At 41.4% G+C, this 15,956-nt stretch carries 17 protein-coding genes; 16 read left to right on the forward strand and 1 reads right to left on the reverse strand.

Annotation, left to right across the window (positions count from 1 at the left end):
* Positions 1 to 66: 66 nt before the first annotated feature.
* The 7 genes from JCM19038_RS14625 to JCM19038_RS14645 all read left to right on the forward strand — a co-directional run bounded on the left by JCM19038_RS14625 (position 67) and on the right by JCM19038_RS14645 (position 7,452).
* Positions 67 to 3,225, forward strand: a complete 3,159-nt coding sequence (locus tag JCM19038_RS14625) for an SNF2 helicase associated domain-containing protein (protein ID WP_042419413.1) — start codon at positions 67 to 69, stop codon at positions 3,223 to 3,225.
* 374 nt (positions 3,226 to 3,599) lie between these two features.
* Complete coding sequence (locus JCM19038_RS23825) at positions 3,600 to 3,749, forward strand: hypothetical protein (RefSeq protein WP_238554435.1); 150 nt, start codon at positions 3,600 to 3,602, stop codon at positions 3,747 to 3,749.
* Positions 3,750 to 3,793: 44 nt separating this feature from the next.
* On the forward strand, positions 3,794 to 4,483 hold the full coding sequence (locus JCM19038_RS14630; RefSeq protein WP_238554436.1) for an iron chelate uptake ABC transporter family permease subunit: 690 nt from the start codon (positions 3,794 to 3,796) through the stop codon (positions 4,481 to 4,483).
* Positions 4,435 to 4,551 (forward strand): hypothetical protein, encoded by a 117-nt coding sequence (locus JCM19038_RS23830; protein ID WP_238554447.1) that lies wholly within the window; start codon positions 4,435 to 4,437, stop codon positions 4,549 to 4,551. The genes JCM19038_RS14630 and JCM19038_RS23830 overlap by 49 nt, the downstream gene beginning before the upstream one ends.
* Positions 4,541 to 5,497, forward strand: coding sequence for an iron chelate uptake ABC transporter family permease subunit (locus JCM19038_RS14635; RefSeq protein WP_042419414.1), 957 nt, complete (start codon positions 4,541 to 4,543; stop codon positions 5,495 to 5,497). Before JCM19038_RS23830 ends, JCM19038_RS14635 begins: the two co-directional genes overlap by 11 nt.
* Positions 5,497 to 6,309, forward strand: a complete 813-nt coding sequence (locus tag JCM19038_RS14640; RefSeq protein ID WP_081831825.1) for an ABC transporter ATP-binding protein — start codon at positions 5,497 to 5,499, stop codon at positions 6,307 to 6,309. The genes JCM19038_RS14635 and JCM19038_RS14640 overlap by 1 nt, the downstream gene beginning before the upstream one ends.
* Positions 6,310 to 6,426: 117 nt before the next feature.
* Positions 6,427 to 7,452 (forward strand): siderophore ABC transporter substrate-binding protein, encoded by a 1,026-nt coding sequence (locus JCM19038_RS14645; protein ID WP_042419417.1) that lies wholly within the window; start codon positions 6,427 to 6,429, stop codon positions 7,450 to 7,452.
* A 31-nt stretch (positions 7,453 to 7,483) separates the two neighbouring features.
* On the opposite strand, the gene JCM19038_RS14650 is transcribed toward JCM19038_RS14645, so the two are convergent.
* On the reverse strand, positions 7,484 to 8,347 hold the full coding sequence (locus tag JCM19038_RS14650) for an SDR family oxidoreductase (RefSeq protein ID WP_042419420.1): 864 nt from the start codon (positions 8,345 to 8,347) through the stop codon (positions 7,484 to 7,486).
* A 97-nt stretch (positions 8,348 to 8,444) separates the two neighbouring features.
* Here JCM19038_RS14650 and JCM19038_RS14655 point away from each other — a divergent pair, with 97 nt between their 5' ends.
* From JCM19038_RS14655 to JCM19038_RS14690, 9 genes are all read left to right on the forward strand, one after another.
* Positions 8,445 to 10,322 (forward strand): ABC-F family ATP-binding cassette domain-containing protein, encoded by a 1,878-nt coding sequence (locus JCM19038_RS14655; RefSeq protein WP_042419422.1) that lies wholly within the window; start codon positions 8,445 to 8,447, stop codon positions 10,320 to 10,322.
* An 18-nt stretch (positions 10,323 to 10,340) separates the two neighbouring features.
* Positions 10,341 to 10,778: a peptidylprolyl isomerase gene (locus JCM19038_RS14660; protein ID WP_042359569.1), complete on the forward strand. Its 438-nt coding sequence runs from the start codon at positions 10,341 to 10,343 to the stop codon at positions 10,776 to 10,778.
* 86 nt (positions 10,779 to 10,864) lie between these two features.
* Positions 10,865 to 11,401 (forward strand): HD domain-containing protein, encoded by a 537-nt coding sequence (locus JCM19038_RS14665; RefSeq protein WP_042419426.1) that lies wholly within the window; start codon positions 10,865 to 10,867, stop codon positions 11,399 to 11,401.
* Positions 11,402 to 11,481: 80 nt separating this feature from the next.
* The gene (locus JCM19038_RS23835) at positions 11,482 to 11,751 is read left to right on the forward strand and encodes a hypothetical protein (RefSeq protein WP_238554437.1); all 270 of its coding nucleotides are present in this window, start codon (positions 11,482 to 11,484) and stop codon (positions 11,749 to 11,751) included.
* Positions 11,742 to 12,713: a M20/M25/M40 family metallo-hydrolase gene (locus JCM19038_RS14670; protein WP_238554438.1), complete on the forward strand. Its 972-nt coding sequence runs from the start codon at positions 11,742 to 11,744 to the stop codon at positions 12,711 to 12,713. Before JCM19038_RS23835 ends, JCM19038_RS14670 begins: the two co-directional genes overlap by 10 nt.
* Positions 12,714 to 12,872: 159 nt before the next feature.
* Positions 12,873 to 13,397, forward strand: a complete 525-nt coding sequence (locus tag JCM19038_RS14675; protein ID WP_042419429.1) for a phosphatase PAP2 family protein — start codon at positions 12,873 to 12,875, stop codon at positions 13,395 to 13,397.
* The gene (locus tag JCM19038_RS14680) at positions 13,372 to 14,064 is read left to right on the forward strand and encodes a response regulator transcription factor (RefSeq protein ID WP_042419432.1); all 693 of its coding nucleotides are present in this window, start codon (positions 13,372 to 13,374) and stop codon (positions 14,062 to 14,064) included. Before JCM19038_RS14675 ends, JCM19038_RS14680 begins: the two co-directional genes overlap by 26 nt.
* On the forward strand, positions 14,061 to 15,437 hold the full coding sequence (locus JCM19038_RS14685; RefSeq protein ID WP_042419435.1) for an ATP-binding protein: 1,377 nt from the start codon (positions 14,061 to 14,063) through the stop codon (positions 15,435 to 15,437). The genes JCM19038_RS14680 and JCM19038_RS14685 overlap by 4 nt, the downstream gene beginning before the upstream one ends.
* A complete protein-coding gene (locus JCM19038_RS14690) occupies positions 15,430 to 15,933 on the forward strand; it encodes a PepSY domain-containing protein (protein ID WP_042419438.1) in 504 nt (167 codons plus the stop codon). The genes JCM19038_RS14685 and JCM19038_RS14690 overlap by 8 nt, the downstream gene beginning before the upstream one ends.
* Positions 15,934 to 15,956 lie beyond the last annotated feature (23 nt).

Here is a 15,956-nt window from a genome sequence, read left to right on the forward strand (position 1 = left end):
GCACAGGCTTATGAATTTGTCATAAGCGTGTGTTTTTGTTCGTTATTGTTGGAAAGGAAGTTCACGATGATTCAGAGCATTGAACAATTTGTTCATACATTTGCAAGGCCCGAGACGATTCAACGTGCGAAAACGTATCATCGCCAAGGAAATGTACGCAAATTATTAAGTGATCGAAAAGGCGAGTGGAAAGCGGTCGTACTCGGGCATGAGATTTATGATGTTCACTTTACGATTGAAAATGACTTACCAAAAACGTATTCATGCACATGTCCTGCATATGAAGCATACCCAGGCTTGTGCAAACATTTGATTGCTTGTTTGTATGAATATGAAAACAGGCAAGCGCCAGTGAAAGAAGCACCTCCAAAAGAACAAAAAGGAGAACGAGACGTTAATCGTTTGATTGATTCTTTCGCTGATTTGTTTGAAGTAGAAGCAACCGCTGAAAAGGAAGAGTTGTTGATCGAGTACGTCGTGCACGTGCATCCTGCAAAAATGTTTGTCGGATCTGGTTTTGTCGAAATTGAATTAAAGGTCGGCATCGATCGTACGTACGTTGTTTTTGATTTACTCAAATGGTTAGAAGCTCTGGAAGAACAGCGAACGTATTTCTTTACGAAAAACTTTTCATATAATCCTGATGAACATAAGCTCTCAGACGAAGATCAAGAAAAAATGGACCTTTTATTAACGATTGTCCGAATGAGAGAAGATGATGTGAGCTTTCGTGGTGAAAGACGCTTGTTCGTTCCTGGTCCTGCTTTTTCCTCGTTATTATCGAATATCAATACAACGCAACTTTCACTCGTCATTCACCAAAATACGATGCCAATTAAACACATTCATTTCCCTGACGAACGGAATACTCCTCTACAAATTTCTGTCATGAAGACGGACTCTGGGGGAATGTTGCTTCATTGGACAAATATGGAGACGAGTTACTATTTCGGAAGCGATTATCGAGCCATTCTTACAGAAGATACGTTGTATATCTTGTCTGAGGAACAAAATCTCGTCTTTGTGAAGTTCTTTCAAAGGATGCAAAGAGAAGATGGGAAACTGCACATTCCACACCGTTTGTTTGAGCAGTTTTATTCGTACGTGTTGTTACAGCTAAAGAAAGTTGCAAAAGTTGTTATTGAGCCTGAAGTCGAACAAAAAATTCAGCAACACGACTTGAAAGCGACATTGTATGTGGATGAAGTGAACGAGCAACTGAATGCCAAGCTGCATTTCAGCTACGGAGAGCACACCTTTAATCCACATGAAGAGCAAGTCACAAACGATGATTATTATCAAATTCGCGATATAAAACAAGAAAATCAAGTGATGGCAGCAATTGAACAAGTTCCTTTCACGTACAATGAGCGAGGATTAACGATTCGTGGAGAAGATGAGATGGCGCATTTTCTGCTATTTGATTTAAATGAGCTTGCTAAATCGATGGACATCAATGTGAGTGAAAATGTGCAGGAGCGTATTTACACGCCAGCTGAGATGCCGACAGTTGAAGTGAATTACAATCAACAACATGATTGGTTAGATATTAACTTCCAGTTCTCAGGCTTAGGTGAGGAGGAAAGCATCAGCCTCCTCAAAGCGATGCGTGAAAAGCGTTCTTTTGTACAATTGAACAACGGACAATATGTCAACTTAACGCGTGATGAATTGAAAAACATGAGTGATGTTCTCGATCAACTCGGTCGTGAACATGTGGAGTCCACATCCGTTCAGGCGCCACTATATCAGGCATTTCAATTAAATGAAGAAGCAGCTGTTACGATCTCAGATAAAGTGAGCCGTTGCATTCAAGATATCGAATCACCGAAAGATTTGAACGTGACGGTCCCTACTAATTTAGAGAAGATTATGCGCGACTATCAAAAAAACGGTTTTCAATGGATGACGGCTTTATCCAAGTATGGATTTGGTGGCATACTCGCAGATGATATGGGGTTAGGGAAGACAATCCAGACAATCGCTTATTTAGCAAAGCAGTATGAAGGGCGACAAGAAGGGAAATCATTAATTATTTCTCCTGCTTCGCTCGTTTACAATTGGCAAAGAGAGATTGAGCGTTTTGCCCCCCAACTTGACGTTGTCATTATTGATGGAAACAAAGAAGAGCGAAAGAAAAAACTCACACAAGATGCGCAGTTGTTCATTACATCGTATCCTTTAATGCAACGTGATGAAGAATTGTATGCTCCAGTCGTTTTTGATCATTTAGTACTTGATGAAGCACAACACTTAAAAAATGAACAAGCGAAAACGACGAAAGTCGTACGGTCGTTGCGAAAACGACAAGCGTTTGCGTTAAGTGGAACGCCAGTAGAGAACAAAAAGGAAGAACTCTATTCGATCTTCTCGATCGTGATGCCAGAGTTATTCGGTTCGAAGCGGAAGTTCTCAGATTTAGATAACCGTGCTGTTCATCGAAGAATCAAGCCGTTTTTACTACGAAGATTAAAGACAGAAGTATTAAAAGAGCTACCGGAAAAACAAGAGATTATTCAATACACCGAACTGAGTGAGCTTCAAAAGCAACTGTACGTCACTCAAGTTGAGCAAATTTCGTCACACTTATCGAGGGCAGTGAAAGAAAATGCTTTCCAAGAGGAACGTTTTCACATTCTTGCTGGGTTAACGAAGCTCAGGCAAATTTGCTGTCACCCGGGCCTTGTCATGCAAGAAGAAGGTGGCAGGTCAGGGAAGCTTGACTTTTTACTCGACTATGTAGAACAAGGAATCGCTTCAGGCAAACGTATGGTCATCTTTTCGCAGTTTACGTCAATGCTTGCAATCATTAGAAAGCAGTTTGACGAGCGCAATTTTGGTTATCATTATTTAGATGGCAGTACACCTGTTGCGGATCGTTTATCGTTGACGCAAAAATTTAATGAAGGAGAGCACTCGTTGTTTCTCATTTCCTTAAAAGCCGGTGGGACGGGATTAAACTTAACGGGTGGCGATACAGTGATTTTATACGATTTATGGTGGAATCCAGCGGTTGAAGAACAAGCTGCGGATCGTGTTCATCGCTTTGGTCAGACAAAGCAAGTAGATATCGTACGACTCGTCACTACTGGAACCATTGAAGAGAAAATCGCGGCACTTCAACAAGATAAGAAATCATTGATTGATGATTTGATTCAACCTGGTGAAACGTTGATCCAATCAATGAATCCTGAGGAGTTACACCAATTAATATCTTTCAACTAGATGGTGGCTTAATAGCCCAACGGAATTTGTGTGCATGGACGGTAGTGTGACATGCTGCAGGTCATAAGACAGATGGAAGTAAAGAAGTTACTCGTTTGTGATCAGTTGTAGTGATAATGAATGACCTTATGCGCGTAAAGAGTCGAGAGAATTCCTTTAAATGAGCCTAAAGAACGTGAGATGTTATTCATCTCACGTTCTTTTTTAATGTTAATTGAAAGTTTTTCTCAATTACTCATTGACCTCATTTCAAAACATAGTATAATCAGAAGTGGCACTGTTGATAATGAATCTCATTTGCATCAGCACCCAACCTTAGTGAAGAGCGAGGAGGGGCGATTAAAGTGCTGTAGCCATTTTGATCAGACACCTTGATGAAGATTAAGTACTTAATACCTGCACTCATTTTACTATCGATCATTTCCTTGTTTGTCGGTGTGCAAGACTTGTCGATTTGGAACATACACAATTTCACCGAAGAACAATGGGAAACATTATTAATTAGCCGATTACCAAGCTTCTAGCGATTATTATCGTTGGTGTGAGCTTAAGTGTTGCTGGACTGATTATGCAACAACTAACACAGAACAAGTTCGTTTCACCAACAACTGCTGGGACGCTGGATTGGGCAAGGCTCGGAATTCTCGTCGCCATTATTGTGTTCGCTGGTGCGAGTACGATGGAGAGATTGTTCGTTGCATTTCTCTTTGCACTTGGCGGTACATTCTTGTTCATGAGAATACTTGAACGGATTCGTTATAAAAACGTCATTTTCGTACCACTTGTTGGGTTAATGCTCGGAAGTGTCGTAAATGCTGTAACGACGTTCTTCGCTTACCAGTATGACCTTATTCAAAGTTTAAATTCTTGGATGCAAGGAAGCTTCTCACTCGTGCTACGCGGGAACTTTGAGATTCTTTATATCGGAATTCCACTTGTGATCATTGCATTTATCTTTGCGAACCGGTTTACGGTTGCAGGGATGGGTAGAGATTTCTCACAAAGCTTAGGATTAAATTATAAGCAGATTATGAACATAGGCTTACTTATTGTTGCAGTCATTACAGCAGCAGTTGTCGTTACAATTGGTTCAATACCATTTCTTGGACTTATTATTCCGAACATCGTTTCGATTATGAGAGGCGATATCTACGAAACAGTTTGCCACATACGGCACTGTTTGGGGCGATCTTCTTACTTATATGCGACATTCTTGGCCGTGTGCTCATCTATCCTTATGAGATTCCGATCGGTTTGATGGTCGGAGTGATTGGAAGCGCACTCTTCCTATTCTTGCTGTTAAGGAGAAAGTCGTATGCAACGTAAGACGAAATGGATTTTTATCTCACTCATTGTATTGTCAATTAGCTTAATCGCGACGTTTTTATTTATCGGTTTAACGCCGACTGGATGGGATTATGCGTTACCGAGACGTGGTCGAAGTGTTGCGGCGATTATCATCGTCGGTTCAGCCATTGCGTTTTCAACGTTAATCTTCCAGACGATCACGAATAATCGAATCTTAACACCGAGTATCATCGGTTTAGATTCTTTATATATGCTCATTCAAACAGCACTTGTGTTTTTCTTCGGTACACTTGGACTTGTCTTTTTCTCTCCAGAAGCGAACTTTTTAATGTCCATTGTATTCATGGTGTTGTTCGCATTACTATTGTACGCGTTGCTCTTTAGAGGAGAACAACAGAACATTTACTTCTTATTACTTGTAGGAATTGTATTTGGTACGTTATTTGGAAGTCTTTCAACGTTTATGCAAGTGCTCATTGATCCAAATGAGTTCCAGTCAATTCAAAATCGGATGTTTGCAAGCTTTAGTAACATAAACGTCGATCTATTATGGTTATCAATTATTATATTGCTTCTAACGTTACTGTACGTATTTCCTTACTTGAAATATTTAGATACACTCGCACTCGGTCGAGACCATGCAGTGAACTTAGGAATTCCGTATGACAAAGTCATCAGACGCTTTTTAATTGTCATTGCGATCATGGTTTCTGTTTCAACGGCACTCGTTGGACCGATTATGTTTTTAGGGTTACTCGTTGTGAACGTGGCAAGAGAGATGCTGCCAACATTTAGGCACTCAACACTTGCAATCGGATCAATTCTCGTAAGTGTTGTTGCACTTGTAGGTGGAACGTTACTCGTAGAGCGTGTCTTTGCTTTTTCCGCACCGTTAAGTGTGTTTATTAACTTCATCGGCGGCGCATACTTTATTTACTTACTTCTAAGGGGGACGAAAAACTAATGGCTCTTAACATGCTAGAACGTCAAAAGTCACAATTCGAAACGGGCGACATTGCCCTTGAAGTGAAAAACGTCTCAAAGTCATTTGATGGAAAGAAAGTAGTAAAAGATGTATCCATTGGCGTTAGAAAAGGTTCAATTACGTCTTTTATCGGACCAAACGGTGCCGGGAAAAGTACGCTCATTTCCATGATGAGTCGTTTAATGGGTCATGACTCAGGCGAAGTTCTCGTCGAAGGAAAACCTATTAAAAGCTATAAAAGTGATGAGCTTGCAAAAAAGGTCTCAATCTTAAAGCAAGCGAATAACATTAATATCCGTTTGACGGTACGTGAGCTCGTTAGTTTCGGACGCTTTCCGCATTCTCGCAATCGCTTGTCGAAAGCTGATTGGGGATACGTTGAGAACGCCATTGATTATATGGAGCTTCGCGATATGCAAGACAAATACTTAGACCAACTAAGTGGTGGTCAAAAGCAGCGAGCGTTTATTGCCATGGTTTTAGCTCAAGACACGGACTACATCATTTTAGATGAGCCATTGAATAACCTTGATATGAAACATTCTGTCTCAATTATGAAGACGTTACGTAAACTTTGTGATGATTTAGGGAAAACGATTCTAATCGTTGTGCACGATATTAACTTTGCGTCTTGCTATTCTGATGACATTATTGCGATGAAAGATGGCGAGTTAGCGGCACAAGGGCACTGCCATGAAATTATTAATCCAACAACGTTAAAGAAAATTTACGACATGGACATTGGGATCGAAGAAGTAAATTGCAACAAGATTTGTGTGTACTTTACGTAAATGAAGTGACCAACTTGTAGGGGGTGGGGCCTGGGGCGCTCTTAGAAACATAATGCCACAATAGGTCTTACGATAAATGGGGAAATATCGTACGTAGAAAAAGGGAGATAATTAACGATGAAAAAGTTTTATGTATCTGTAGTATCGGTTGCAATGCTAACAGCACTAGCTGCTTGTGGAGCTGACGAAGAACAAAACGAAGGCGCAGACACAGGCGCGGAGGACACTGAAGAGACAGTAGAAGATGAAGCTGATGCTGAAGAAGACGCTGAAGGCGATGACGCTGCTGCAGGTGGAGAAGTAACAATTGAGCACGATCTTGGTGAAACAACAGTACCGGTAAATCCTGAAGTTGTCGTTTCGTTTGATAATGGTATTACAGATTCAATCCGTGCGATTGACGGAAATGTATCAGGAATTCCACAAGCAAACAACGTTCCAGGTTACTTATCAGATTTAGAAGGTACGGCTGAAGACGTGGGAAGTCTTTTTGAACCGAACTTTGAATTAATCAACGAAATGCAACCAGATGTTATTTTCATCTCAGGTCGCGCTTCAGATAACTACGATGAACTAAGTGAAATTGCTCCAACAGTTTTCCTTGCTGTAGACAACGAAAACTACATGGAGTCATTTGAGTCAAACATGAATGTACTTGGTGAGATCTTTGATGCACAAGATGAAGTTGACACGCAACTCTCTGAAATCAACGACATGATTGCAGGCATTAACGAGCGTGCTGAAGAAAGTGAACAAAACGCGCTTATCCTTTCAGCAGATGAAGGTGCGGCTAGTGCATACGGTATTGGTTCACGCTTTGGTTTCATTCATGATGTATTAGGAATTCCAGCTGCTGACACTGAAATTAGCGCTGAAAGCCACGGTGAGAACGTATCATTTGAGTACATTGCTGATGTTGAACCGGACTACATCTTTATTTTAGACCGTGGTGCAACGGTTGGAAGTGATGCTGAAGCAAGTGCAACAGAAGTGATTAACAATGAGCTTGTTGAACGTACACCAGCTCACCAAAACGATAACATCGTTGAACTTGACGGTGACTTCTGGTACCTAAGCGGTGGTGGACTTGAGTCTGTTAGAGGCATGATCGAGAACATCGAAGCAGGATACGAAGCAGAATAATGTAAAACGACCGGATCTCCGGTCGTTTTTTTTAAGAGGACATAAAGTCACCGCCGTTTACATGAATCGTTTGACCAGTCACGTAAGACGCGTCATCTGATGCCAAGTACACGTATGCTCCTGCCAGTTCTTCAGGTTGTCCTGCTCGCTTCATCGGTGTATTCGCGCCGAATTGTGAAACCTTTTGTGCGTCAAAAGAAGAAGGAATGAGAGGTGTCCAAATTGGTCCAGGGGCCACCGTGTTGACACGAATACCGTCTGTAACGAGTGACTTTGCCATACTTCTCGCAAATGCAGTGATTGCACCTTTTGTACTCGAATAGTCAATCAACGTTTCATTGCCAACGTGACCCGTGATTGAAGACGTACAAATGATCGAATCTCCTTGATTTAGGTGAGGCAATACTGCTTTCGTCATGTAAACATAAGAAAATACATTCGTTTCAAATGTTAATTGAAGCTGTTCATCGGTAATTTCTAATAGGGATTGTTTCGGGTATTGTACCGCGCAGTTGTTAACGAGAATGTTGATGTGCCCTAACGCTTCAATCGTTGATTGCACAGCTTTTTGACATTCTGTGGATTGTTTTAAGTCACCATGATGCAAATAACAACGTTTCCCAGTTTTTTCGACAAGCAACTGTGTTTCTTTTGCATCGTCATGTTCATCGTAATAAATAATTGCAACATCCGCACCTTCATTCGCAAATGCAATCGCAACGCTCCGACCAATGCCGCTATCCCCGCCAGTTATGAGCGCAACTTTTCCATGTAGTCTCCTTTCTTTATGCGTGATCGGTTGTGTGTGGAACGGCAGCGGGTCCATCGTGCTTTCGATTCCGGGTTGTTTCGGTTGGGTTTGTGGTTTAAATCCACCTGTTGGGTAAGTTTTCAAAAGTTTAACCTCCTCATAATCGAGTTTCCTCACGTAGTATCACCATTCAATCAAATTCTATTTTTGTGGTAGAATGAAGAGTGAAAGGGAGTCGGAAATGAGCGTATTAATAGCAGATGAACTGACGAAGACGTTTGGTGAGAAAAGCTTACTGAACAAAGTTTCTTTTACGATAGAAAATACGAGTAGAATTGGCATTATTGGTGCGAATGGTACAGGCAAATCTACTTTATTAAAAACGATTACTAAACAAGAAGATTTAGAGCATGGTTCGTTTACGCATGCGAAAAACTTTCGGATTCAATACGTAGAGCAAGAACCGCAATTTGATGAACAATTGACGGTTTTAGAGACGGTCTTTCAAGGGCCTTCTGAAGTGATGACCGTATTGCACGATTATGACCGGGCGTTAAAGCAATTTGAGAACGACCCTTCTTCATCAACAAATGAAAATCGATTGTTTCAAATGCAAGCAGAGATGGATCGATTGAACGCATGGGAAGCGGATACGAAAGCGAAAACAATCCTTTCTAAGCTCGGGATTAAAGAGACAAACCAAGAAATTCGTAAGCTATCCGGAGGACAAAAGAAAAGAGTGGCGCTCGCGCGCGCGCTTATTGATCGTGCCGATCTCTTGATACTTGATGAGCCAACGAACCATCTTGACTCCACATCAATTGCGTGGTTGGAATCATTTATTAGTCAATATAGTGGTGCACTAATGATGGTGACGCACGATCGCTATTTCTTAAATCGCGTGACGAACACGATTTTTGAGTTAGACCGAGGTAACCTTTATCAATATGATGGTAACTATGAAACGTATTTAGCAGAAAAAGCGAGACGGGAAGAAGAAGCGCTTAAAGCCGAAGATCGTCGTCAAAACATCTTAAGACGAGAATTAGAATGGTTACATCGTGGTGCGAAAGCGAGAACGACGAAGCAGAAAGCACGAATCGATCGCGTTCACGACTTGAAAGAACAAAAACAAGAGCAATCAACGGACACGTTATCGTTCGTTTCAGATCAAGCAAGACTAGGAAAGAAAGTAATCGAAGCCTTTTCTGTGTCAAAGCGTTTCGCAAATGAAGAGTGGTTATTTCAACACGTTGACGAGCGGGTCGATCGTGGAGAAAGGATTGGGATTACTGGTGAGAACGGTACTGGCAAGACAACCTTTCTAAATTTATTAGCTAAACGCATTCAACCGGATGAAGGCGCGGTTGAGCACGGAGAAACGGTACGAATCGGTTATTTTACTCAAGGTGAAACGGAAATCGATGGTGATTTACGTGTGCTTGAGTATATCCGCGAAGGGGCATCGGTCATCAAAACGAAAGATGGCACAACGATTACTGCTGAACAAATGCTTGAGCGTTTTCTATTTCCTAGAAGTGTACAGTGGTCATACGTTCAGCGCCTTTCTGGCGGGGAACGTCGTCGACTCTACTTGCTTAGAATCTTAATGGAAGAGCCAAACGTGCTGTTTTTGGATGAGCCAACGAACAATTTGGATATTCCAACCCTTCGATTATTAGAAGAATATCTCGTTGATTTCCCTGGCTCGGTCGTTACGGTTTCCCATGATCGTTATTTCCTTGACCGTATTGCGGATCGTTTGTTGATTTTCCAACAAGGGGAGCCAATTCTACGTTTTGTCGGTTACTTTGAAACCTATTGGCAAACGAAAGAGGAAAAGCCTGCGAAAGTAAAAGTGAAGAATGAGCCTCAACCAAAGCAGGTGAAATCACGTAAGAAGCTGTCATACAAAGATCAACAAGATTGGAACACAATTGAAGAGCGCATTGACATTCTAGAGCAAAAAAAGGCAGAATTAGAAGAGACCATGGCACATGCAGGTAGCGACTCCGGTCAGTTGCAAGATTTGATGCAAGAAGTGAAAGCAATTGAAGACGAAGTTGACCAACTCATGGAACGTTGGTCTTACCTAGCAGAACTCATGGAAGAATCATAATTAATGGAGGCACAAACAATGGCGAAAAAAGGATACATTGAAATGGAGAATGGCAACAAAATTGAAATGGAGTTTTACCCAGACGCAGCACCAAACACGGTTGCTAACTTTGAAAACTTAGCGAACACTGAGTTTTACAATGGCGTAACGTTCCACCGTGTTATTCCTGGATTTGTCGCACAAGGCGGAGATCCTACAGGAACAGGTGCTGGTGGTAGTGGCAAGAACATTAAGTGTGAAACAGAAGGTAACCCGCATAAGCATGTTGCAGGTGCCCTCTCAATGGCGCACGCTGGAAAAGACACTGGTTCATCACAATTTTTCCTCGTACATGAAGCGCAACCGCACCTTGACGGTGTTCATACGGTCTTCGGACAAGTGACGAGCGGAATGGACGAAGTGTTAGCAATTAAGCCAGGAGACAAGATGAAAGAAGTAAAAGTATTTAACGACTAATTCAAAAGCCCTTCGGGGCTTTTTTTTACTTGAAATTAATACGTGCCACGTGTTATGTTTGAATGAAAAAACTAGGAGGAGATTCCATGCGTAACGTAACGTTATTGGATATTTATACTCACCCAGTTGCAAGGAAATTTATAACACGTTCAGGATTAAGACACGCGATTGACACAGCAAATACGGCTTATAATCTCGCTGTTGAAATGGACGTAGATTCTGATTTGGCAACAAAGGCTGCATTCATGCATGATATTGGCCACTACACGTGGTATCGTGAGGATGGAAAGTGGGACTTTGATCGTTATAAAGAAAATGATATTCATGCGATAAAGGGCGCTGAGCGAGCGCATAAGTTACTCATTCGTCTCGGAGAGGATCGCTCGAAAGCGAAAGAAATTGCCCTTGCGATTTTACTTCATACAGATTCGTATTTACCAGAAGGTACACTTACACTAAATCCGTTACAACAAATTGTCGCTAAAGCGGATGAATTAAATGAACAACCGAATGGAAATCATCATTATTTAACGATTAATGAAAACGAAGCAAACGATTTGCTCACGCAACTTGATCAAAAAGTAGAAGAATATAAAGCTGTCGGGCAGAAAAAGACGAGTTAAACCTGAAAGGACTAGGGATGTTCCTTTCAGGTTTTTTCGTATTAACGTATAATTGTTGGGAGACTATGAGGAGGGTTACGATGGATACGTACAAACAAGTTTATGAACAGCTAAAACAAATGAAAGCGGTTGAAGAAGCAATCACTTTTTTGGCAAATGATGATACAAGAACGCTAGAGGAGCAAATTGTACTTGCAGAAATTCCAGCACCTCCATTCAAAGAAGAAAAGCGAACTGACTATATTTATGAGCAACTTGAACAACTCGGTTTAGTAGAAGTTCAAAAGGATGAGGAAGGCAACGTGTTTGGAACGTATGAGGTACTGAAGACGGACCAACATTGTTCGTAAGCGCGCATGCAGACAGTGTTTTTGCAGAAGATGTTGATACAACAGTAACGTATAAGGAAGGTACATACTACGGAGCAGGCATTACAGATGACGCTAGAGGGTTAGCGGCGATGTTATCGATTGTACGGGCGTTCACAACGAACAAGCTTTCAATAAAAGGGAAAATTATATTTGGGGCGACTGTTGGCGAAGAAGGTGTAGGTGATTTACGAGGTGTGAAAGCATTTTTTGATCAACATACTGAAGTTGATGGATTTATTTCAATTGATGCTGTATCCCCAACAGAGATTATTTACCTTGGTACGGGTAGTTATCGGTATGAAGTAACCATTTCAGGGCCTGGTGGACATAGCTTTGGGGCATTCGGAACGCCGAGTGCTATACATGTAGCTGCAAAAGCGGCAGCAAAATTAACCGAATATGATGTAACCGACGTACCTAAAACGACGTTTAATATTGGGAGTATCCAAGGAGGTACATCTCCAACTGCCATTGCAGAATTCGCGAGAATGACAATTGATTTACGGTCAAATGGCAACCTTCAATTGCAAGCCATTGACGATTATTTGCATCAAGCATTAGCAACTGCAATCAATGAAGAATCAATGCGTGCTCCACTAGGAAAGCTTACATATACCGTAACGAAAATTGGAGATCGACCTGTGGGAACGCAGTCGACGGATGCTCCAATCGTTCACGTGGCTGAAATGGCAACAAAATCTCTTGATTTAACGCCAAAGCTTGCAGGGCCTGCTAGTACAGATGCAAATCATCCGATTCATATAGGTGTTCCTGCCCTAACACTTGGAGCAGGTGGTGAAGCAGGCGCAGCGCACACCTTAAATGAATGGTACCGACCGACGAACAGTTATTTGGGACCACAGCGCGTGCTCTATACGATTTTAGGATTAGTCGGGACACATGAAACAGAATCATTGTTACCTCGTAGATTGGCAAAGTAGAAAGTAGGAATAACGTTTTGAAAATGAACCGACTCACAAAAACATTGCTTTATATTACCTTAACCGTCATCATCTCATTTTTGTTTCGACCACTCGCTTTACGTGTGGACGAGCTCATTTATGAGGCGCTAGAACCCGTGCATCGTTCAGAAGAGTGCATTGTATACATTTGCGGAATTGATTACGGTTCTTGGTGGTTCGACGGCATTTTTGCTTATCATTGCAACTTTCTCTGTTGCGTTTTATTGGAGAAAACAGTGGCAATGGTTTATATTTATGGTTGTCTTTTTTGTCGGTGGTGTACTCATTAATACCGTGCTTAAGCAAATTATTGCACGAGACCGGCCTTACGGAATTGAAAAGAGCATTGACTACATCGGTGAGGTGTTTAACCTCTTATCGTACAGCTTTCCAAGCGGACACTCGTTTCGGGCAATGATGCTTGCACTATTTCTTTCCTTTCTCGTTTATCAAAGTTACAAATTGAGTCGTTTTAAACTTATCATCAGTGTAGGGTTAATGATTTTAGCGATCGTAATTGCATTAAGCCGTGTCGTACTCGCTGTCCATTTCCCAAGCGATATTATTGCGGCTGTTCTGTATGCGTCGGTATGGTTTGTCATTTTGAAAATGTGGCTAAACCCCGGTGTTAAGGAGGATGAAAGTGAAAATCTTAATCGCTGAAGACGATTTGAAGATCAGTCGATTGCTCGTTCTTGAGCTTGAATATGAAGGCTATGAAACGACGGTTTGTCATGACGGAATGGAGGCAGTTCAAGCGGTTGAACAGAACCGCTTTGACTTGCTTTTACTTGATGTAATGTTACCAAAACTAAGCGGTTTAGAGATTTTACGGCGCTTTAGAAAAAACGACCGTACGACTCCAGTCATTATGCTAACTGCAAAAGCAGATGTAACAGATAAAGTAAGTGGGTTAGATTCGGGTGCCAATGATTATATAACAAAGCCATTTGAAAATGAGGAATTGCTTGCACGGATTCGAGTACAACTTCGAAAGTCAAAACAAGAAGACACTGAAAGTGAGAGTATGCTTACGTTAGCCGATGTTGTCGTCTATCCAGAACGACATGAGGTATATCGTAACGATCAGCTGATTGAGTTAACAGCGAAGGAATTTCGTTTACTCGTCTATTTACTGGAAAACCAAGGTCATGTACTTACGAGGGATCAGTTGCTGCAACACGTTTGGGGCTATGACTATATTGGAGATACAAATGTAACAGATGTGTACATTCGTTATCTTCGGAAAAAAATTGATCACAACGCAAGCGTATCGTTAATTCATACGGTTCGTGGCGTCGGTTATGTGATGAAAGTCGTTAAACCGTGAAGTTACGAACGAAAATTCAACTTCTTGCTTCCGTCGTTGTCGTTGTGTTTGTAAGCTTAACGAATGTGTCCGTCTATTTGTTTTACGAAAACCAAAGCTTTCAAAGTGAGGCAGAACGGGTACTCAATCAGACAGATGCGATGAGTCAAGCGGTGAGTACCGTTCCATACGATGAACTTATCCTCGTAAACGTTATTCAGTCATACATTCCGTCAGAAGGAATGATTCGACTTATTAATCAAGACGAAGAAAGTTTTCACACCTTTACGACGGACGAGTCATTTTCTTCTATTTCGACTTCGTTTACAGATTCTCAAACAGCCCAAACATTGACAACAGATGATCAAGAGCGATATGTCATTGCCTCAAAGCCATTAATTTGGGAAGACGGTGAAATTGTTACGCTTCAAGTCGTTGAACGATTGTATGGATTAGAAGAAAATATGGCGTTGTTGCGATATATTTTAATCGTAGCATCCATCATTGCTATCTTGCCTGCCGTTGTTGGAGGTTTTTTGCTTGCAGCAGTGATCGTCAAACCCGTACAACGGTTAAGTGAAACGATGGTGCACGTTGAAGCAGAAGGGAACTTTCAGAAGTTAAACGAACAAAACGTAACGAAAGATGAACTTGGACAATTGACGGTGGCATTTAATAAAATGATGGAGCGATTGCATCGGCAATTTAAGCAACAAGAGCAGTTTGTATCAGATGCCTCCCATGAGTTGCGAACGCCGTTAACCGTCATTGATGGCTACGCCAAATTACTACTTAGAAGAGACATTGATCGTAGTTCTCCACTATTTAAAGAGTCATTACTTGCAATTTCTGATGAGACAAAACAGATGCAACACTTAACAGAGCAGTTATTGATCCTTGCTAAAGATGATGAGCAATTGCACGTTGAGAAGACGACGTTTTTCGTTGATCAACTTCTAGAAGAAGTTCGTGATCGTTTTCAAGTCGCAACAAACCGTTCGATTAAACAGATTAATCAGCGGTCGTCTCAAACGGTGTATGCAGATCGTGAGAAAGTAAAGCAAGTTTTGTATATCTTAGTGGACAATGCTCTAAAGTATAGTGAAGGAGAAGTTGAGTTTGTCGTAGATCGCAAAAAAGACACGGTATACGTTCGAGTTCGTGATTATGGTGTTGGAATTGATGAGCAAGAGGTCGCCTACATATTTGATCGCTTTTACCAGATCGATGCAGGTCGAAATCGTCAAGCCACTGGTGTTGGGCTCGGGTTGTCTATTGCCAAGAAGTTGATAGGAGCACAACAAGCGACCATTTTTGTCGAAAGTAAACAAGGAACATCTACGACGTTCACAATTGGCTTACAAGCTGGAGAGGATTGTGGAAGCGATGAGTAAGAAAATGATTGCCCTTATTGTAGTTTTACTCATCGTGATGATCGTGATTGCGTTATTTCCGAATGACTCAGAAGTATTATCGATTGATGAGATGACATCTAAAGTGATTGATGAGTATCCAGGAGAAGTTGTTTATGAAGGACAATCGCAGATGGATAGTTCATCGTCAATGCATGAGTATTCTGTGAGGTTCCAAGGAACGGAGTATCAATTATTTGTCGATGAACATGTTGGAACGATTCACGGGCTCTCTAAAGTTGGAGACGCTGATCGTGACAACGATGAAGAAAAACGTTCACAAGATGTCATCATTACGAGTGAAGACGCATTAACGATTGCAAAAGGTCATTTTGATGGAGAACTTGATAGCATTGAGTTAGAAGAGGAAGATGGTCGGATCATCTGGGTCGTTGAACTTGAACGAAATGACTTAGAAGCTGAGATTGAAATTGACGCGTTTACGGGAGAGGTTCTGATTATCGCTTACGAAGATTAAAGTTGAAAGAGTAGTGAATAACT

This window comes from Geomicrobium sp. JCM 19038 (assembly GCF_000698125.1).
Taxonomy (GTDB): Bacteria; Bacillota; Bacilli; order Bacillales; family Marinococcaceae; genus Geomicrobium_A.